The sequence below is a fragment of the Ruegeria sp. HKCCD6604 genome (assembly GCF_013110635.1).
Lineage (GTDB): Bacteria > Pseudomonadota > Alphaproteobacteria > Rhodobacterales > Rhodobacteraceae > Ruegeria.
This window is the reverse complement of sequence record NZ_WVQW01000004.1, coordinates 125,853-146,379: the sequence shown is the minus strand read 5'-3', so window position 1 is coordinate 146,379 and position 20,527 is coordinate 125,853. Positions and strand designations below refer to the sequence as shown.

15 protein-coding genes and 1 tRNA gene are annotated in these 20,527 nt (G+C 57.5%); 9 read left to right on the top strand and 7 right to left on the bottom strand.

Going from position 1 to position 20,527, the window contains the following annotated elements; genetic code table 11:
- Positions 1–132: 132 nt before the first annotated feature.
- Genes GS614_RS12385 through GS614_RS12360 form a run of 6 tightly spaced genes read right to left on the bottom strand, consistent with a single transcriptional unit; the run spans position 133 to position 7,320 of the window.
- Positions 133–1,074, bottom strand: a complete 942-nt coding sequence (locus GS614_RS12385) for an ABC transporter permease (protein ID WP_171169638.1) — start codon at positions 1,072–1,074, stop codon at positions 133–135.
- Positions 1,071–2,114 carry an ABC transporter permease gene (locus GS614_RS12380; protein ID WP_171726446.1) on the bottom strand — a complete coding sequence of 348 codons (1,044 nt, stop codon included), beginning with the start codon at positions 2,112–2,114 and terminating at the stop codon, positions 1,071–1,073. Before GS614_RS12380 ends, GS614_RS12385 begins: the two co-directional genes overlap by 4 nt.
- Positions 2,104–3,624 (bottom strand): ABC transporter ATP-binding protein, encoded by a 1,521-nt coding sequence (locus GS614_RS12375; protein WP_171726445.1) that lies wholly within the window; start codon positions 3,622–3,624, stop codon positions 2,104–2,106. The genes GS614_RS12380 and GS614_RS12375 overlap by 11 nt, the downstream gene beginning before the upstream one ends.
- Positions 3,621–5,027, bottom strand: a complete 1,407-nt coding sequence (locus GS614_RS12370) for an amidase (RefSeq protein WP_216601171.1) — start codon at positions 5,025–5,027, stop codon at positions 3,621–3,623. The genes GS614_RS12375 and GS614_RS12370 overlap by 4 nt, the downstream gene beginning before the upstream one ends.
- On the bottom strand, positions 4,996–5,979 hold the full coding sequence (locus tag GS614_RS12365; RefSeq protein WP_171726443.1) for a BMP family protein: 984 nt from the start codon (positions 5,977–5,979) through the stop codon (positions 4,996–4,998). The genes GS614_RS12370 and GS614_RS12365 overlap by 32 nt, the downstream gene beginning before the upstream one ends.
- Positions 5,980–6,006: 27 nt before the next feature.
- Complete coding sequence (locus GS614_RS12360; RefSeq protein ID WP_171726442.1) at positions 6,007–7,320, bottom strand: amidohydrolase family protein; 1,314 nt, start codon at positions 7,318–7,320, stop codon at positions 6,007–6,009.
- A 397-nt stretch (positions 7,321–7,717) separates the two neighbouring features.
- Here GS614_RS12360 and GS614_RS12355 point away from each other — a divergent pair, with 397 nt between their 5' ends.
- Both GS614_RS12355 and GS614_RS12350 read left to right on the top strand, forming a co-directional pair.
- Entirely contained in the window at positions 7,718–8,737 is a 1,020-nt protein-coding gene (locus GS614_RS12355; protein ID WP_171726521.1) for an AraC family transcriptional regulator, read from the top strand.
- A gap of 193 nt (positions 8,738–8,930) precedes the next feature.
- The gene (locus tag GS614_RS12350; protein ID WP_171726441.1) at positions 8,931–10,109 is read left to right on the top strand and encodes an acyl-CoA dehydrogenase family protein; all 1,179 of its coding nucleotides are present in this window, start codon (positions 8,931–8,933) and stop codon (positions 10,107–10,109) included.
- A gap of 455 nt (positions 10,110–10,564) precedes the next feature.
- On the opposite strand, the gene GS614_RS12345 is transcribed toward GS614_RS12350, so the two are convergent.
- A tRNA-Leu gene (locus tag GS614_RS12345) sits at positions 10,565–10,649 on the bottom strand.
- Positions 10,650–11,309: 660 nt separating this feature from the next.
- On the opposite strand from GS614_RS12345, the gene GS614_RS12340 reads away from it, so the two are divergent.
- From GS614_RS12340 to GS614_RS12310, 7 genes are all read left to right on the top strand, one after another.
- Positions 11,310–11,903 carry a hypothetical protein gene (locus GS614_RS12340; RefSeq protein ID WP_253284262.1) on the top strand — a complete coding sequence of 198 codons (594 nt, stop codon included), beginning with the start codon at positions 11,310–11,312 and terminating at the stop codon, positions 11,901–11,903.
- Positions 11,904–11,905: 2 nt separating this feature from the next.
- Positions 11,906–13,918: a dynamin family protein gene (locus GS614_RS12335; RefSeq protein ID WP_171169617.1), complete on the top strand. Its 2,013-nt coding sequence runs from the start codon at positions 11,906–11,908 to the stop codon at positions 13,916–13,918.
- Between the two features lie 8 nt (positions 13,919–13,926).
- The gene (locus tag GS614_RS12330) at positions 13,927–15,678 is read left to right on the top strand and encodes a dynamin family protein (protein WP_171726440.1); all 1,752 of its coding nucleotides are present in this window, start codon (positions 13,927–13,929) and stop codon (positions 15,676–15,678) included.
- Between the two features lie 82 nt (positions 15,679–15,760).
- Complete coding sequence (locus GS614_RS12325; protein WP_253285359.1) at positions 15,761–16,132, top strand: hypothetical protein; 372 nt, start codon at positions 15,761–15,763, stop codon at positions 16,130–16,132.
- 23 nt (positions 16,133–16,155) lie between these two features.
- Positions 16,156–17,028 (top strand): hypothetical protein, encoded by an 873-nt coding sequence (locus GS614_RS12320; RefSeq protein WP_171726437.1) that lies wholly within the window; start codon positions 16,156–16,158, stop codon positions 17,026–17,028.
- Positions 17,029–17,096: 68 nt separating this feature from the next.
- A complete protein-coding gene (locus GS614_RS12315) occupies positions 17,097–19,139 on the top strand; it encodes a dynamin family protein (protein ID WP_171169607.1) in 2,043 nt (680 codons plus the stop codon).
- Positions 19,136–20,422 (top strand): dynamin family protein, encoded by a 1,287-nt coding sequence (locus tag GS614_RS12310; RefSeq protein WP_171726436.1) that lies wholly within the window; start codon positions 19,136–19,138, stop codon positions 20,420–20,422. The genes GS614_RS12315 and GS614_RS12310 overlap by 4 nt, the downstream gene beginning before the upstream one ends.
- Positions 20,423–20,527 lie beyond the last annotated feature (105 nt).

Sequence of the window (20,527 nt, the reverse complement as noted above, 5' to 3'; positions counted from 1 at the left end):
GACGCAAGATCCCGCCTAATACGACAGGCACGGGTATAAATGTCGCAACCCGCCATGACCCGAAGTTTCATGTATGTCCTGCCCCTTTCGCGCTTGCAACAACAACCCATCCACTGGTTGTGAACCCTGATCCTAGCGTTCACCGCGCCGATAGGGTGCCATCAGCGCAGCAGGCACCTCGGCCCTGCGGGCGACGAGAACGAGCGCGACGATGGAAAGCACATAGGGCGCCATCAGGAAGAGTTGATATGGCACGCCTTCAATCGCCGTTTGCAGCCGCAATTGGTATGCATCGAAAAAGGCAAACAACACGGCGCCAATCAACGCCTTGCCGGGCCGCCAGCTTGCGAACACAACCAGCGCGATGCAGATCCAGCCGCGTCCTTGAACCATGCCCGGAAAAAAACTGTTGAACGCCGTTGTCGTCAGGAACGCGCCACCCACTGCCATCAACGCCGATCCGAGAACCACTGCACCAACGCGAATACGGATGGGGTTCAGCCCCTGCGCCTCGACCGCGTGCGGGTTTTCACCTGTCATGCGAATGGCCAGCCCCAACGGTGTCCGGGCAAGGACGTAAGCCATCACAGCCACCGCAAACAGCGCCAGATAGGTCGGCAGGGCCTGGGAAAACAGGATCGGACCCAGAATGGGGATGTCGGAAACACCCGGAACATCGAGAGGCTGGAAAGGTTCTATCGTCGGGGGCAGATCGCCCACTTCAACAAGCAACCGGTAAAGGTAGTAAGCCAACGCGGACGCAAACAGCGTAATGCCAAGCCCCGATACATGTTGCGACAAACCAAGCGGGACCGTCAGCATGGCGTGCAGCAATCCCATCACCGCGCCGCAAAGCGCGGCAATCATCAGGCCCACCAGCAAAGGTGCGCCCATGTAGACGGCAAGCCAACCGCTCATCGCGCCCATGGTCATGATCCCCTCGATCCCCAGATTGAGAACACCCGAACGTTCACAGAGCAACGCGCCGAGGACTCCGAAAATAAGCGGCGTTGCAATGCGCAGCACGGACGCCCAGAGGCTGGTATTCAGCAGCAGATCAATTGCATCACTCATCGGCGCACCCGGTAAGTTGTGAAAAGAAGGGCCACGATCATGGTGAGCAGGCAGAGCGCCACGATCACATCGGCAATGAAGCTGGGAACGCCGGTTGCGCGGCTCATGGCGTCGGCCCCGACAAAAACTGTGGCAACGAATACGGCGGCGGCGACCACACCGGCCGGATGCAATGCGGCAAGCATTGCGACGACGATGCCGGCATAGCCGAATCCGGGGCTCATGGTCGTGGTGACCCCGGCTGTAACACCCATGACTTCGACGGAACCTGCCAGACCCGCCAAAGCACCGGAGAGCAGAGCCACACCCATGATCGTTCGGGGCAGAGAAACTCCGGCAAAGGCAGCGGCACTGGCGTTCAAGCCTGCGGCGCGTGTTTCAGCGCCAAAAACCGTGCGGGCCAAGATCAGCCAAACAACACCTGCTGCCGCGATGGCAAAAAGCAGCCCGATATGAAGGCGCGTGCGGGGGATAAGATCCGGCAGGCGGTACTCTCCGCTCACTGGCACGGAGGAAGGCCAGCCAAAGGCCATCGGATCGCGCATCGGACCCTCGATCATGAGGCCGACGAAAAGGATCACAATGAAGTTGAGCAGCAGGGTCGTCACCACCTCATCCACCCCGAAACGCAGGCGCAAATAAGCGGGGCCCGCCAACAGGGCCGCACCCGCCGCCATGCCCGCCAGCATCAAAATCGGTATACCGATCCACCCGGGAACCCCGAGAGAATGCCCGATCCAGGCGGTAATCAGTGCGCCGACAAAGAACTGCCCCTCGCCGCCGATGTTCCAAAGACGCGCCCGAAAGGCGACGGCCGCGGCCAGCCCGGTAAATATCAGCGGCGTGGCGCGGGTCAGCATCTCGGTGATCGAAAGGCGTGACCCAAGGGCGCCGGTCAGCATTTCACCATAGGCAGTCAACGGGTTCACACCTGCCGCTGCGATTAAACCCGCAGCCAATAACAACGCGGTAAAGATCGCGGCCAGCGGCGCAATGACCACAAGGTACAGCGGTACATATGTGCGTCGTTCAAGCCGCATCATCATCTTCCTTCCAGACACCTGCCATCATCAGGCCAAGGCGTTGCGGGTCAGCCTCATCAGCGGATATCGGTTTCGACAATCGACCCTTAACGATCGCCTGTATTCGGTCTGAAAGAGCTACGGCTTCTTCAAGTTCTTCTGAAATAAGCAGGATCGCAGCACCCTCGGCCCGTGTGGCCAGAAGCTCGGCATGAACTGCGGCAATTGCCCCTTCATCAAGGCCCCGCGTCGGCTGGTTGGCGAGCACGAAACGCGGTCCGTTGGTCAGGACTCGCCCCAGGATCAGCTTTTGCATGTTGCCGCCAGACAGCAGCCGTGTGCGCGTGTCGGGACTGGCCCCTCGGATATCAAATCGTTCGATAAGCCCTGCGGTGTATTCTCGGGCGGCGCGTTGTCGGACAAAGCCTCGGCGCGAAAACTCTGGTGTGCGCAGACGTTCAAGAACTGCATTTTCCCACAGGCTCAATTCACCTACGACACCTTCTGCATGGCGGTCTTCCGGTACCCTACCAGCGCCAGCCTGGATCATGCCACGCGGGCCCAGATGGCCGATATCCTTGTTCAGCAGTGTCAACTGCCCGGCGTTAGGGTGGATCAATCCAGACAACAGCCCGCCAAGCGAGGCCTGACCATTGCCTGATACGCCGACGATACCAAGGATCTCGCCTGCATGGACGGTGAATGACACGTCATCCAGCCGCAATTCACCGTCTTCTTCCACGCGCACATCGTTTGCGACCAGAACCGGCGCGCCAATCTCGTGGTCTTGACGAACGGGTCGTTCCACCTTGCGGCCAACCATCAGTTCCGCCAACTCTCCGGGGGTGGTTTCAGGGGTCCTGCGTTCCGCGACCAACCTACCGCCACGAAGAACGGCAACACGGTCAGAGGCCGCCATGACCTCATGCAGTTTGTGACTGATGAAGATAAGCGACAGACCCTCTTTCGTCATGTCGCGCAGCGTCTCAAACAGGCGCATTGCCTCGGGCCGGGCCAGAACGGCCGTGGGTTCATCCAGAATCAGTATGCGCGCGTCTCGGTACAGCGCTTTCAGAATTTCGACGCGTTGACGTTCACCCACGGAAAGGGACTTGATCTTGTCGTCGGGGTTCACGGGCAGACCAAACCGATCCGCGATCTGCAACAACTTTGCGCGCGCCTCGCCACGTGCGGACCGTGCGCGTGTAAGGGGTTCTGAACCAAGCATGACGTTTTCAAGAACCGTGAGGTTGCCCGCAAGCGTAAAGTGCTGGTGTACCATGCCCACACCTACCTCGATCGCTGCGCGGGGCAGACCCGGAGGCAACGCTTTGCCAAACACCCTAACAGAGCCTTCGTCTGCTGCGTAGTGGCCGAACAGGATGTTCATCAGCGTCGTTTTGCCTGCGCCATTTTCACCCAACAATGCAAGGATTTCACCCTGGGCCAATGACAGGGTCACATCATCATTGGCGGTAAGCGTTCCAAAACGCTTTGTTATGCCGTGAAGTTCCAGAACCTTGTTCATGTGGGCAGGCCTGCGATTGGAGACGGAAAGGTAAGTTCGGGCGCACGCGCCTCGATCAGAGCGCCAAGTTTCAGCAGCCCAACATCCGAGCCGGGTGGTCCCATCAGTTGCACACCGATTGGCAGGCCATTTGCCATGCCAAAAGGCAATGCCAAAGCCGGCAAGCCTGCAACATTGGCAAGCGCTGCGTTCGGGGCAAAGGCCTCCAGCCGCGCCATGAGTTCATCTGCGGAGCCGCCAGACAGATCCAAACTGCCAATAACGGGCGGTGCAGACGATAGGACCGGCATCAGGACAGCATCGACAGAACTGAAAATCTTGCGAGCACGATATGTCAGACGAGCAAGCTGCCGTGTGGCCGCAAAAAGCGCGGTGGCAGATGTGGCACGGCCCTCGGCAGCCATGGCGGCGGCAAGCGGTGGAACCTGGTCATCAGATATCCTGAGTGCAATGAGCCACTCGGCCAGCGAAACAGCCAGTATCGTGCGTGCAATTGCATGAGCCTCGGCCCCCATCTCGTCCGGGGTACAAATGTCATACACCTCGCAGCCTGCATCGCGCAGAGTGTCAGCCGCATCCTTGGCGGCTTTGCACTGGTCAGTTCCGCAACGCTCGGGCAGTGCCAATGCAATGCGGGGGCGGTCCGCCGGATATACCGGGGCCATGGGCTGGGCTACGGCTTGAAAGGCGGTTTCCACATCGCGAACGGACCGTGCCAGAACCAGTTCTGACGCTATCCCCATCAGGTGATTGGTAAAATCAGGGCCTCCGGGCACCGCACCACGTGACGGCTTGAGCCCGGTCAAGCCGCAGCACGCGGCAGGTACTCTGATGGATCCGGCCGCGTCCGTGGCATGAGCAATGGCGACGATGCCGCCTGCAACCGCAGCCGCGGCACCGCCAGATGAGCCACCGGGCGTCAACGCGGGATTCCACGGATTGCGGGCCGCAACCATGCCATCTGGTTCACATGTCAGGGAAAGGCCGAATGGCGGTGTTGCCGACACGCCAAAAGGGATCAGGCCGGTCTGGCGCAATTCATGCAGCAGGCAGCTGTCAGTTTCGGGTTTTAGCCCTTGCGCGCGGATTGCTGCGGATCCGGCCGCAGCGGGTAGTCCTTTTGCGAAACCACCGAGGTCTTTCACCAAAAACGGAACCCCATGAAACGGACCCCGTTGGTCAGATGGCAATGCGTCTGCTGCCCTCGCCCCGGCGAGAGCCATGTCTTCGTCCAGAAATGCCACAGCCCCCAAATCCGCCTGCGCGTGGCAGGCAGAAAGACTTGCCTCCATCACGTCGACGGCAGAAATCTGCCCTGCCGCAATGGCAGCCGCAAGAGCCGTGGCATCGGTCACGTCAAAGCCCGCGGAATCAGGAGGGCTCGCTTTCGTCGATCGGAACATCCCATTCGCCGGATTGGATCGCGGCCTGTTTGGCCTCCATCGCCGGGATGGCGTCGGCAGGCACTTCGTCAGCGACATAGATCAGCTCATTGCCGCCATGGGCCATGAAGGAATATTCAGTATAGTTGCGCCCGGTGGGTTTGCCGGCCTGAACATCCGCCACGATGGCTTCGATGGTTGGCCCATAATTCCATATCGCGTTGGCAAAGACCGTACCGGGATAGCGCGGTGTATAATCGATAAGTGAACCGATGGCTTTCACACCACGCGCCTGAGCCGCATCCGCCGTTCCGATCCGTTCACCAAACAGGATGTCCGCGCCCGCATCGATCTGGGCAATCGCGGCTTCCTGCGCGCGGGCGGGATCAAACCATGCTCCGATGAAACCGTTGAGGAAAGTGGCGTCAGGGTTCACTTCACTGACGCCCATCCGGAAAGCATTGATCAGCAGGTTCACCTCGGGGATCGGATAACCGCCGACGGAACCAAAAACACTGCTTTCCGACATTTGGCCGGCAAGCATTCCGGCCAGATAGGCCGCCTCGTGGTTGCGGGTGCCGAAGACACCAAAATTGTCGCCCTCCGGTCCGCCGGAGGACCCCATCAAAAACGCGGTATCGGGGTAATCACCCGCCACTTCGCGTGCTTCGCGTTCCACCGCGTAAGACTCGCCCCAAATGATTTGCGCGCCGCCTTCGGCGTATTCGCGCATCGCACGGGGATAGTCGGTCGGAGCCACACCCTCTGAAAACTCATATTCGATCAGACCAGCCTCGGCGGCTTCCTGCATCGCCACGTGGATCCGGCTGTTCCATGCATTTTCGACCGGAGACATATGCACGCCAGCGACGCGGATCGCCGATTGTGCATTGGCGCGGCGGATATAAGCCGGCAGGGCCAGCGTGGCCGCGGCGCCGACCATCAGTTGACGACGTGTAGTGGTGAGTTTCATCGGAGTATCCTCTTCTGTTGGTGGCAATTATTTTTGTTCTTGGTCTTCCTGAATATTGGGCCTGGGCGCGTAATCCGCGGGATCCAGGGTCGAGGGGCGGCCGGGCAGGGAAAGCGCGGCCAGTCTTGGTTCGGTGCGCGCCAGCACCTTGCCGTTTTTGATGACGGCAAGACGTGTGGCTTTCATGCGAACAGCTTCAATCTGGTCACGCGCTTGCAGCACAACCATGTTGGCTGGGCCGCCTTTGCGAATTGTCGGGTCAGGCAGACCCATGGTCTTGGCACCGTTCTGGGTAACGGATGTGAAAGCCCATTCCATCGCTTCGCGGGATGTCATCGGCACCGCATGCACGCCCATATGGGCCACTTCCAGCATGTCGGCGGACCCAAGAGAATACCATGGATCCATGGTGCAATCCTGCCCGAAGGAAACGTTCACACCTGCTGTACGCAATTCTGGTACGCGTGTCAGGCCACGGCGGCGCGGATAAGTGTCCGAGCGGCCTTGCAGAGTGATATTGATAAGCGGGTTCGGCACGACGTTCATGCCGCTTTCCGCGATCAGCGGAACAAGCTTCGAGGCATAGTAATTGTCGTATGAATGCATCGCGGTGACGTGGCTTGCAGTCACACGACCCCCGAGCCCAAGGCGCGTGGTCTCATAGGCGAGGGTTTCCACATGGCGCGACATCGGATCGTCGCTTTCATCACAGTGCAGGTCCAGCATCAGGTCGCGATCTGCGGCAATCTCGGCCAGCCTCGTGACCGATCGGGCGCCTTCCGACATCGTGCGTTCAAAATGCGGGATGCCGCCCACCACATCGACCCCCATATCGAGCGCCCGGATCAGATTTTTCTCTGCATTTTCCACGCGGTACAGTCCATCTTGCGGGAATGCCACCAATTGCAGGTCAATATAGGGGGCAACCAGCTTGCGCACTTCCAGCAAAGCTTCGACACCCACCAACGGAGTTGACGAAACATCCACATGCGAACGGATGGCCAGCAATCCCTGCGACACGGCCAGATCGCAATATCGCATGGCCCGCTCAATCACCGCTTCGGGCGTCAGAAGGGGCTTCAGCTCTCCCCAAAGCGCGATGCCCTCCAAAAGCGTGCCCGAAACATTCATACGTGGCGACCCGAGGCTCAGCGTGGCGTCCATATGGAAGTGCGGGTCGACGAACGGAGGTGAAACCAGGCGGCCCGTTGCATCGATTTCTTCGCGCGCCTCACCCATGATGTCAGCGGCAATCTCCGCAACACGGTCGCCCTTGATCGCAATATCCACCGGTTCGCGGCCATCCGGCAAGCTGGCCCTTCTGATGATGATGTCAAACATTCATCCGCCCCCTAATTTGACCACATGGTAAAAGTATTCAAAAAAATTGCTATTTTTTTTTACGGTGTTCTGGAATTGGTGCCTGTGCCAGCCTCTCAACTGCTCATTATCAAAGCCCGACTGATTAAATTTTGGCCGTCTACAGCCCGGGATTTGGGGCAATGAACGCCCCGAGCCAAAAGAGCGCCCGGTTCATCCGCAAGATTGTTTGCCGATGCAAACAAAAGCTCTGCCCGCCACCGCACAGCGATTTTCGATGACCGGTGCGGCGAACAGGGGCGCCAGCCCACTGAAAAAAGCTCAACCAGAACGTTGTTTGGTGAAGACATTGACAATCCGCCATCTGAAAGTGCCGTGTTTCATCTCGAACGGAATTGGTGATACCTCCTTGCACGTCATGACCAATGTCGCGCCAACGATCCTTTCCACGGTTTCCAGCCAGTTTATCGATGACTGGCTGACGGCATTGCGTACGCTATGCCCCGAGGCGCAGTTGGCGTCGCTTCTCGGCCGGTCGGGTTTGGTCGCAGATACGCGTCACCCACATGGTCGCGTCACGTTGGATCAGATCGTATGTCTCTATCAACTTGCCGCAGTAGAGACCGGTGATGAGATGATGGGGCTTTGGAGCCGCCCAATCCGGCCGAGAGCCCTGCAACATCTTTTGACGACAGTCCGGGAAGCCACGTCTCTTTCATCGGCGCTTTATCGCTTTTCGACCTTCTGGAACTTGTTGCTGGATGACTATCGGTTTGATCTGGATGACGCCGACAACATGTTGGTGCTTACCCTGAAGCCACGGGGCGCGGCTCAAGTTCAGCGGTTCGGGCACATGCTGATACTCAAACTTGCCCACGGGCTCATGTCTTGGCTGGCGGGGCACGAAGTTCCGGTCAAGGCTGTCGATTTCGTGTTTGAGCGCCCCGACTTTGATCAGGATTACGCGGTCATCTTTCCAGCACCGCTGCGGTTCGGCCAAGGTGCCACCGCGATTTCGTTCGATCCGAATGCGCTGGGTCCAGTGCAGGCGCGCAGCACAAATGACCTTGACAGGTTTTTGCACAACGCGCCCCGAGACTGGATCTTCACCAGTTCGCGAGAGCACACCCAATCGCTGCGGGTGCGCACCTATCTGGTCCAATCAGGATGGGACGCGGCAACCCTGACCCAGACGGCATCCGCGATGCACATGACCCCCCGCACCCTGATCCGCAGGCTGCATGCGGATGGTACATCGTTTCAGGCCATCAAGGATGCCCTGCGGCGTGATATCGCTATCCGTGATCTTCAGGCGGGGCGCAAAAGCGTTGAAGCCATCGCACATGAAGTCGGATTTTCGTCGGCGGCCAATTTCCACCGGGCCTTTCAGCGCTGGACCGGAAGCACGCCGAGCTCATACCGCAGGGTGCAAATGTAGGGCGCCCGATTTGTCACTTTTAGACAATGATCTGTCATTGCACGAGATGGTCCCCAGCGGGCAGGATCGCCATATCTTGCTGTAGAAAAACGTTCTTATCGGAAGTTTTGCCCTCAAAAAATATCATCCCACTCATCCATGGCTTCCCGGTTGTGGCGCCATCTGAGAATGACCGTCGTGAAAGGATCCACCAATGTCAGACAAACTCGACACCATACTCCAAGCCGCACGCGACCACGCCGAGCAGGTGATCCTGCCCAATGTGGATGCCTGGAACGCCGCGAAGAAGTGGCCGCGCGATGCTTCGGACAAGGCCGGGGCCGCTGGTCTGACGGGGCTCTACGCCCCCGAAGAGTTTGGCGGGCAGGCCTTGCCGCTGGCAGAAGGCATACAGGTTTATGAACAACTGGGACGGGGCGATGGCGCATATGCCTTTGCGCTGTCGATGCACAACATCTGTACCTTTGCGGGCTGCGGCTATGGCACGGATGCCTTCAAGGAAAAGTGGGCGCGGGACCTGACATCTGGACGCAAGCTGGCGAACTTTGCACTGACCGAACCACAATCCGGATCGGACGCAACAAACATGTATTCGCGCGCCGTGGTCAATGACGACGGCACATGGACGATCAGCGGCGCGAAGGCATGGGTCAGCCTGGCGACCGAGGCGGATATCTATTTCACCGTGGTCAAGACCAGCGACGCACCCGGCCACAAGGACATGGCGATGATCGCCATTCCCGCCGACGCACCGGGCCTCAGTTTTGGGCCGCTTTATGATACCCCGTCCTACAACTTCCTGCCCTTGGCCGAAATGTACATGGACAAGGTCGTGGTCGATGAAACCAACATCATCCTGCCCATTGGTCAGGGTTTACAGGGCGCGCTCATGGCCATCGACATTGCCCGTATTTCGATTGCCTCAGGATGTTGTGGATTGATGCAATCCGCGCTGGATACGGCGTTGTCCTATTCCAAGAACCGCAAGATGTTTGGCGGCAGGAACCTTGATCTGGACGGGATTCAGTGGATGCTGGGCGAGGTTGCAACCGACCTTGAAGCCTCGAAACTTCTCTACCGAAAGGCGGCAGAATCCCTTGGCACGCCCGAAGGCCCCTTGATGGCGGCCCATGCGAAAAGGTTCGTGCCCGATGCCGCCGTGAAAGCCGCGAACACCTGTACGCAGGTCCTGGGTGGTGCGGGGCTGTTGCAACCCTACGGCCTGGATCGCTTGTCCCGCCTCGCGCAAATGTTGCGGATCGTGGACGGGACGACGGAAATCAGCCGTGTGGTCATCGGGCGAGCCTTGCAAAAGCGTGCGGCAACTCTGCCTGATCTGCCGGTACCGAAAGGTTTTGGCGAGACCGACTGAATGTCCCGCACCGGTTCGATCGGCGCCAATCTGAGATTCTGCGCAGACATCAGCAAGATCAAAAGGCCGGCCGCATTATTGCGGCCGGTTGCCTGAATGGTTGACCGTGGTGCTAACTCGCCATGCACAAGGTCGCGCAAAGCGTATGAAGCTTTGCTTTCTGACGGCACTGACATGTGGGACGGTGACCAGCGAAGGGCAGGGGCACGGGGGTTGAGAACATCAAAAATCCCGACCACTCAATCGAGCCCGAAACAAGCCAATCGCGATTGCGGAACATTGCAATCTGACGAACCCGGGATCTGCCAAAGCAGATATGCTCCATTGGGCATTGCAGTATCCCAGTCAATTGGGTCCACCGATATGTTTGGAAAACGAAGGGCTTGAAGGTGCCCACAATCTCTGAAGACGGGCGTATTCACAACACGTATAATGATGATTATGGTAAATTTATTTGGTGCGGGTGGAGGGACTTGAACCCCCACGCCTTGCGGCGCCAGAACCTAAATCTGGTGCGTCTACCAATTTCGCCACACCCGCAACCAAGCGCGTTTGCGCTGGAATGAAGCGGTCAATAACAAAGCTTGCATCGGAGTGCGAGAGGGAAAATTCGAGGAATACAAAGTTTGTGACTTGCCGGGCTGCCTCGTTGAGAATTGCAACCTGTTCCGGTCTTGTTGATACCGCAAGCAACACAACGGCCGAGAAACCAGAGGCATCTGACTCCCACCTTCAACCGGTTTGAGAGTACCTATATGAAGCTGCTTTACGGCTTTTGGTTCACATGTTGACGCCTGGCACAATCAAGTCGTCAAAAAACGCGCTAACGTTGAATAGACGCCAGCACTTCAGGTCGGAACTTGTGGCGCCAGACTTGGTGGAGAATCAAGGCACAACGGGCCAGAGTTGATGCAGTCTGACCCGCAAAACTGCCTCAGACTGTGCTGCTGGAACTGCCTGGGCATTTGGTTCCATCCTCCAGATCTGGTGTTTTCAGAAAAGCAGCGAAACATAAATAATTGTTTTTATTCAGAAGTATGAAGCCAAAAGGTTTTCGACCCTCAAATCATTCGAATGCACCGGAAAAGACGTCACCTCTGCCCCAATTGACTGCGCCGACTATGCATGCATACAAGCTTGCCGGACGTTTCTCGGTCTGATCTGCCGCATCGAAATACTCGCATCGGTTGAGGCATTCTTATGAGAGATCGACCACATTGCCGCCACAATTCAACCGCTAAAAAATCTTATTCGCGCCAAAATAACACCGCCTTGAAGGTACTTGTTGTTTATCAGGAGTTAATGAGTCTTTTTGCCACTTTGGCGCCGGTACGAGTTTTTTTGCTCAACTCCAATACAAGGCTTTCTGCTGTGACCGATTTGAATCCCTCCGCTGCCGCCGAGCAAGAAGCTGTCTTCTTCGCTCGTGAGAGTTTCCTTGGTGAGCTCAAGACTCTGAATCGCGACCACCCGACCACAGGCTTTGGCATTTCCCTTCGAACGCATTCGGGTGAACATTATCTGCTTGCGAACGCCCGCATGCCGTTACCCGCCGCAAAATCCGAAGGTTTCCCGACCGGGCGCCGCGTTGCATGCCTCGAGAACGGCGACCGCTTCAGCTCGATCGAAGTTCTGGCCGATTCCAAATCGTACGAGACCATTTCACCTCGGGCCGAGGCCGAAATACTGGGCAATGCATTGGACCTGATCGCGCGGATCGACACTCTGACAAGCGTTCCGGCAGGGCGTGTTGCGCATGCGCCCCAAATTGCTGCAACGGGAACCGGAGGTTAAGTATGGCGCGCAACGATCACCTTTTGTCTGTAGGCAACGAAGCACTGGCACCGATGACGGCGACCATGGCTTCACTGACGGCTCAGATTGATCAACTGACTGAGGTGGCTGATGCGCGCTCCTCGGCACGGCTGGCGACCCTCAAGACCCGGATGGAAAATTTTACCGCCAGCGTCACGATGGTGGGCCAGGTCAAGGCCGGAAAATCCTCGATCGTCAATATTCTTGCCGGGCGCCCTGGCCTGCTTCCGTCAGACGTCAACCCGTGGACGTCGGTGGTTACGACCCTGAACATCAACACGCGCCCGCCCGGTGATACAAAGGCCAAGTTCACGTTTTTCGAGCAGGAAGAATGGGACAACCTGATGGTCGGCGGCGGTCGTCTCGGTGAATTGGCCAATCGCGCCGGCGCAGATGACGAGATGGAAGACATCCGCCGCCAGATCGCCGAGATGAAGGCCAAGTCAGAGGAACGTCTTGGCAAACATTTCGACCTGATCCTGGGCCAAAGTCATCAGTATGATCATTTCGATGAGGAACTGATTCAGCGCTATGTCTGCCTGGGCGATGAAGATGATCCCGATATTGATCCAAAAACGGGCCGGTTTGCTGATGTTACCAAATCAGCCGAGCTGTATATGGACATTCCGCAATACCCCATCGCGCTGAAAGTGTGCGACACACCCGGTGTGAACGATACGTTCATGGTGCGTGAACAAATCACTCTGCGCAGCCTGCGCGGATCCGAAGTCTGCGTTGTGGTGTTGGCGGCAAGCCAAGCCCTGACGACCATGGACATGGCTCTGATGCGCATTATCGCGCAGTTCGAGAACCGGCAGATCATCCTGTTCGTCAACCGGATCGACGAGCTGTCCGATCCCGTGAACCAGGTTCCAGAGATCCGTGACCGCATTCAGGACACGCTGAAACAAAACAATATCGACACGAATACCAGCGTCGTGTTTGGCAGCGCATTATGGGCCGAAGCGGCGTTGACCGGGAACCCGGATATTCTGACAGAAGAGTCGCGCCAGGCTTTGAACACGTTCTACCTGGCCGCCGGCTTCGGTGATCAGGCGGCCTCGCTCGACAAAATCTGGGCGCTGTCCGGTCTGCCCGATCTGCTGCTGGCCATGAATGAGCGCATTGCAGAAGGTGCCGGAGCGCGCCTGATGGACCGCGTCCGCCATCGGGCGCGTAACATTGCCAGTCAGATCCGCGCGACTGCGGTTGCCAAGAATCTGTCCGATTGCGAAGGCGTTGCACGGGATCTCGACGGCGTATCGCCCGAAGAGGCGATAAACACGGTTTCAGCCGAATACGAAAAGAAAGCCGCCGAGTTGACAAATGCGCTGCGCGACAAAGTGTTGGAGCGTCTGAAGTCAGCCGAGGACAATTTCGTCAAACGCGCAACGGACTCTCTGATCGCGCATCTTGAAAAAAATGGCGAACAAGGCACGTGGCAATACGATCCCGCGGGTTTGCGGACGTTGCAAAAGGCTGCCTATTTCAGTTTCGCCCGCGCCATGCGAAAGGATGCAGGGGCGTTGTACGCAACCGCTGCTGCGGACGTCGAAGCGCTTTATCATAAGATACTCGGCAACCATCTGGGCGAATTCAGCATCGAAGCGCCCATTGTTCCCCGTGTTCCGCCGCCTCTCGGCATCGGCAGGACGATCGCACTGGACTTGCAAAGCACCTGGTGGCGACGTTGGTGGCAACGCCGAAAGGGGTTTGAGGCATATGCGGCGGACTACACGCGGTTGATCGCGTCCGAGGCAAACTCGATCACCAAGGATATCGAGGAAAACCAGATCGCGGCGGTTCTGGAAAACGTCCGTGCGATCCTGACGGATTTCCTGCGCGAGCAGAAGGAAACACTGCTGAGCATCTCGTCTTCTGCCGACAAGAACCCGGGTCAGACTGCGGCGGCGATGGCGGGCTTGCAGCCACAGAAATCCAAGGACGAGATTCTGGGTGACATACTGAAAGATCTAAGCAACGAAGCGGCATAAGTAGAAAAATGGCAAAAGATACACAAACACGCTTTGTTTCTCCGAAGGCATGGGAACGCATCGAGCAGTGGTCCCGTCGCAAACCGGTTTTCGCCCTGATGGGCGAGTTCAGCGCCGGTAAATCCACGTTGATGAACTTTTTGCTGCGAACGCAGACCTTGCCGACGCAGGTGACGGCAACCCAGTTGCCACCGGTCTGGTTTAGCTGGGGCAGTCAAGCGCCCTATATCAAACGCCATGACGGAAGCACTGAACTGATCGAGCTGGATCAGCTTGAAACCGTTGGCGTCAATGACGCACAGTTCATCCGCATCTTCCTTGAGGCCGATATTCTGGAAGCTGTCGACCTGATCGACACACCCGGCATTTCGGACCCCAAGATCTCGACGGATGTGTGGCAACGCGCGGTGGGTCAGGCAAACGGCGTTTTGTGGTGTACCCACGCGACACAAGCCTGGCGCGAAACCGAACGCGCGACATGGGTTTCCCTACCCGAGAGGTTGCAACACAACTCTTTGCTTTTGGTGACGCGGGCAGATGCCCTGAGCCTCAAAGACCGTCAAAAAGTACTGCGCCGCGTTAACCGCGAAGCTGGTCACCTGTTCAATCGGTCCATTTTGTTTTCGGCCCGCGACGCGATGACGGCCCGGGACAAGACAGGCGATGCCGAGATGTGGTCGCGCAGCGGCGGAGGCAAGATGATCGACAGTTTCCTGGAGATCACGGAGCAGATTATGGACAACCGCGCCGATCAGTTGGCTCGATACCAGATCGACAAGAGCCAGGCCGACGCACCCAAAGTCAAACCATTGCGCCCTGCCCGTTCATCAAGCGAGCCGACAGCCAAAGACGAAGCCACACCCTTGAGGTTGGTGAACCCCTTGGAGGCCGCCGGGCAATCGAACGCTGAAGGCGCTACAGTTGTAACCAGCTTTCCGGTACGGCCTGCCCGGGTCGAGCGGCGCTCGGATGAGGCCGAGCGGGTTCGGATCGATGCGGAAGAGGCTGAACGGCTGCGCGCAGAGATGACGGCAGAGCCGGTTCCGCTGCCCGTTGAACCCGACACAAGCGATGATTTGCGTTCCTTTTTCAAGGACACCTCGAATGACCCGCTGGAATTGACGAATGTCGCGGGCCTTGAGGATGACGAAGACGAATTCGAACTGTCCGTTGACGCCGATCTGGAGGACGCATTGGATGACGACACGGGCGCTCTGGATGATGCTGAAATCAGCCCCGCGCCTCTTGCGGCTGTTGACAATTCCGATGATGTGCTTGCCTCGCTGAACACTTCGATGCAAGAGACCCAGATCGTGCCGGATGGCGAAGAAGAGGAATCCGAGCAGGCCGATTTGGCTGAAGATCGCGGCATAGAAGTTTCTGTATCCTCGATTACGGCATTGATGGCCGCGCAAACCGGCAACACTGCGGATGAGTATGAGCCGGAACCCGAAACCAGCGGTTTGATCGAAGCGGCCACCACCGAACAGGTTGACGCAGTTGAAAGAAGCGTTGCCACGCTGAGTGGCCTGCCCGAAGTTGCGGTCGGATCGCCTCTCAGCGCGTCGGATATGTGGCAGGAGGTTTCGAGAAATGAAGACCTGCCGCAAGATGCAGAAGGGCTGAAGAATGTATTCAAGGCCTTTCTGGCCGAGTTTGATCAGATCGCCATTGAACACAGCGAAAGGCAAACCAAAGAGGCACTTCGATCCATTCCGAAAGCCAAAGAAAATAGCGGCGCTGAATGGCATGTGTTGTAAGGGTATCCGAATCGAGCTAGTGAGAAACTCATAAATGAAAACAATGGATTAGATGTCTATTCAAGCCGCACTGAACTCCGCCATGGAAACGATACCCGACTGTATAGCAGCCGGGTATATCGACATGGAGACAGGGATGCTTTTGGGCAGCTCTGTTTCAGATCCCGACTGCGCGGATTCGTTGGATGTTTTGGCGGTGGCTGTGGCCAATCTGTTTCAGGGGCGCGGAGTTGCAGCCTTTGAAGCGCTCTTGCGTCAGGCTGGCAGTGCAGACGAAGAAAACGCTGGCTTTGGGGAAGTCGCCGTTTTTTCCAAGGACAGGCTAAACATCTTTTTGCGGACCAAGGAATATCCTGATCATGTGGTCTGCTATATCTGTCGCAACAGTGCGAATGTCGGACTGGCGCTTACCAAATCACATCTCAGTCTGGGGCCGGTTGCGGCTGCGGTTTGAACGGGACCAGAGGGGGTCACGGCATGATGGACACGGACATTCTCGACCTGCTTGAAGATATCAGGCGGACCTCGGTCGCACGGCTGTCTCCGACCGTGAGGATCGCAGGAGAAACAGCGGCCGCGCGCCGTTCAGCGGTATTGCGGGCAATCCGTGGCACAGTATTGCCGCGCCGGTTGGAATTTACTGCCACAAACGGGGATTGTCTGGCAATCGAGGTGAACAGCTCCCGGATCACCGATGTTTTCAAGGTACCGGCAGGTGAGATTCCGGACTTTGAAACGGAATCACGCGCCGAATTGATTGAGAAGCTGGCTGGATTGGTGTCGGAGATCTCCGCATCGCCTGCTCCGCTTGAGTTGACTTCGGGCAGACCGGACACAGCGCTTGAAGTGGATGAGGTAGGTATCACCTTCAGCGAAATCGAGAAAGCCTGCGCCGCCATCGAGCTTCCGTCCGAGCCAATTGTTTCCGTCGTCCCGAGTGCTGAGAAACCTGTTGATGACTCTCTGCCCGCCGAGGCAACACCCGATGCAGCGGAAACACTTGCCCAACGTTTTTTTGAAGCGTCGAGCCGCTTCGCCTCGGGTCGTGTGTTTGTGGACAGTTCGGACGAAGCCGCACCTCTTTTGGAAGGCGTTTGCAAGCCATCTGAGCCGATGCATCCCGACCAGGACACGCTGGCCCGTTTTGTGGCTGATCTTGCCGGCTGGGATGGCGACTCTCAGCAAGAGAGTGAAGACCCGCAGTTGATTGTCATGCGGCCATCGGGCGGGAAAGGGGCCGGTCTGGCCGTTTTGAGTGACGGTGGTCAGATCGCGGTCGCCATCCACGAAGCCCGCAAACTGGGGGCGGTCGTCAACCTGTGGACCTCTTTGCAGGAGGCCGAAAAATGATTGCCTCCGTTGAATTCAAATTTTCGACTACTTCAATCTGTTTTTTATTGTAACCAGGGTAATGAGTAATGAGTGAAACACATCGCCGCGAACTTATTCGCATAGCAGAAGAAATGAACGGGGCAACCAATGATGAAACGCGCCAGTTCATTTCGCGCATCATTGGTGATCTTGGCAATCTGAAACCGTCAATTGCGTTTGTCGGGCAAATCAAGGCTGGAAAATCGCGTCTGATCAACGGCTTCACCGGTCAGGCCGAGTATTTGCCTTCGGATGTAAACCCCTGGACAACTGTTATCACCGATATGCATTTCGGGCACCCGTCCGGCAGGACCCAAGGTGCCGAATTCCATTTCTTCGACAATTACCAATGGCAATCGCTGATCGCCGAAGGTGAAGAACTGCGCAACATGTTTCCCGATGACGAGGACAGCTATAAGCGCGAGATGATCGAAGAACAGGTCGAGGCCATGAAGGTCCGGGCGCGTCGACGTCTGGGTGACAGCTATGAACAACTGCTGGGGCAACAGCACGATCTGGACGAACTGACGTCAGATGACCTGGCCAGATATGTCTGTGCCGGGGATGATCCGTCCGAAGACGGGGCTTTGGATCCGGGCAGTGATCGCGGGCTTTACAGCGACATCACCCGCAAGGCCGAGGTCTTTTTTGACCTGGGCCATTTTCCGTTTCCGCTGACGGTCACCGACACGCCCGGCGTGAATGATCCCCTGCTGATCCGCGAAGAAATTTCACGACAGTATCTGAAGGAATCCGATTTCTTTGTGGTGGTTCTGTCCGCGCATCAGGCATTGTCGCGCGCGGATCTGAAACTGTTCCGGTTGATGCAAGCGCTGGAACTTGGGCAGATCGTCGTCTTCATCAACCGCGTGGACGAATTGGGCGGCGGCGCCGAAGACGCGGCCAAGGTTCGTCTGGATGTATTGGACGGGTTGGAAAAGGCGCTCGGCAACTCGAACATCGATGTCCTGATGGGCAGCGCGCAATGGGCGCATTATGCTCTGACCGGTGATGAAACCGGAGTAAACCACGACCACGTTCTGGCATGGCTGCGCGCCCACCCGGAACAGATGCAGCAATATCTCAACGGTGTGGCCGAGATCAAACAAGGCCCGGGACCGATCAGCCGCGAAGCGGTTCTGCGCTTTGCCGCAATGATCGCGTCGGGCCTGCCCGATCTGCGTCGTCATGTCACTCAGGCTTTGACGGACGGACCGATCAACGAACAGTTGCGGATGGCCTGGCAACATCTCGACAGCTTCGCACGCGGGGAGCTTGAGCGCTCTCAGGTTCGTTTGCGGGCGCTGCAAGATGAAGACGGCTCGGATGTTCGAAATGCCGATGAAAGCGACAAGACACTTGGCGACCTACGCAAGTTGATTGCTGAAAAAACGCAGGAGATCACGCGTGACATGGATGATGTCCTGTCGAATCTGCGCGGGGTCATGGATGACACTGTCTCGGAATCGGTGGCTATCGTTGTGCGCGGACCGGACGGCCAGTCGCCTCTGCTGGCAAAAGGCGGAGAGACCGAGCTCAATTTTACGCCATTGCGCGAGCGTATGCGTGAACTGGTACAGGGGGCGTCGCAAGTTGTTCGGCAGCGCATGCTCAGCGAGCTTTACGCGATCGACATGCATTGCAATGCCGCCTTGCGGGCATTGCCGGGATGGCAAGAACCGGTCGACAATCGCATGAACACCAGTGCTGTACGTTGGTTCCGGCCTGACACCACCGCCCTGACCCGTGGCATTACCGTTGAATTGCGTGTAAACTGGCTGTCGCGTCTGATCTCGCGCAACAGCGTTGTGGCGCGTGCAGAACGGCTGATCGTGCAGGAATTCGAGCTGATCGGGGATGACCTGATCGACACGACCCGCGACGATCTGTTGGAACGGCTGAATACGGTTCTGGACCACTATATGGCCCTTCTGGCCGGTCATCTTGAACACCGGTCCAACTCAGGAGAGCTGAACGCCCAGGCGGAAGCGCAAGGTGCATTCGACAAAGCGCGTCGCATTGCAGCTGAGCTGGAGACGGTTTTTGGAACACCCGATGCGGATGAAAGACAAGCAGAGGCTGCGGAATGATTGAATTTCCCGGAACTGAAAAGGAAGTACGCCAACTGGAGCGCTTCCTGACCGCAACTGAAAACCTGACGCCTGACGAGGCGTTGGAGGATATGCGTGCGCGGGCTCTGACCCACGCTGAACGTCTGTCAAACGCGGTCAATATTGGTTTCGCCGGGGAATTCGGCGCAGGCAAGTCAAGTCTGGCGAACATGCTGGCTGGCGCGGACATTCTGCCAACTGGCCCGCAGCATCTGAAATTGCCGCTGGTGATCGTCGCCTACGCGGATGCGCCCGAAACGACTGTCGGTTGGTGGAACAGGGAACCAAAGACCTATTCCGGCATAGTGCTGGAAAAAGCGGCCAAGGAGGAGCCCGATTTCATATCGGTCGGCATCAATACTCCGGCCCTCAAGGAAATATCACTGTTTGATCTTCCGGGCTCGGGTGCTCTGGATGATACCTACAAGCCGACTTTGGATCTGCTGAACTTCGTCGATTGTGCCATCTGGTGCACAAATGGAACCAATGCCTGGCGCGAGACCGAGCGCCACTTGTGGTCTCAGGTGCCCCCCGAACTGAGGGCCAACAGCCTGCTGGCCGTAACACATGCTGATCTGCCACCGGTGCAGGGTGCCCTGGACCGCGTCCTTGCGCGCCTGAACAAAGAAAAAGAAGGAATGTTCCGCGCCGTTGTCCCAATTGGTACGCCGGTCGCCGTGCGTGCCATGGCGCAAGAGCCCGAGCCCGACTTTGCGCTTTGGGAAACCTGCGGCGGGCAAAACCTTGCGGAACACGTGCTGGAAGCGGCATCCGACCGGCGCCGTGGCGATCTCGAGGCTGCGCGGAAAGATTTGCAGCAGGACTTCCTGCCCTATCTTGAGGCGCTGAAGGGCGCAGAGCCAGAACCTGTTTCGAATGATACCGCATCAATGCATTCAACGCTTGGGTCTGCCCTGCCCCCGTTGAACAACCCCATTCTCGAGGACTGGCTGGCCGCAATAGCAAGCATCTATGAAGATCTACGTGAAACCTCTGACATCGAACCAGCCGCGTTTCTGAGCAGCTGTCAGGAGATCGTCGAAGATTTTGCGGAACGGCTGGAACAAGGTGGCGAAATCGACCCCGAAGCTGATTGGATTCCCGCAGAATTTGAAAAGGCGACAGATTTGCTTTTGTTGCTGCAATTCGAAAGCGGGGACGCACCATTGAAGGACGCAATCAGCATTCTGGCGCAGCTGGGCGACAACCTTGCCTGGGCTGGAAGCACGGTCGCAGCGGCGCATCCGAAAACCGGAACCTGACGCTTTCCCGTCAAGATTGAGCTGCATTGCAGCGATTCGAAGGGCCGAGGAATCGGCCCTTTATTGTTTCGAATTCGTGGACCAACACGCTTGATTTCGGGTTTA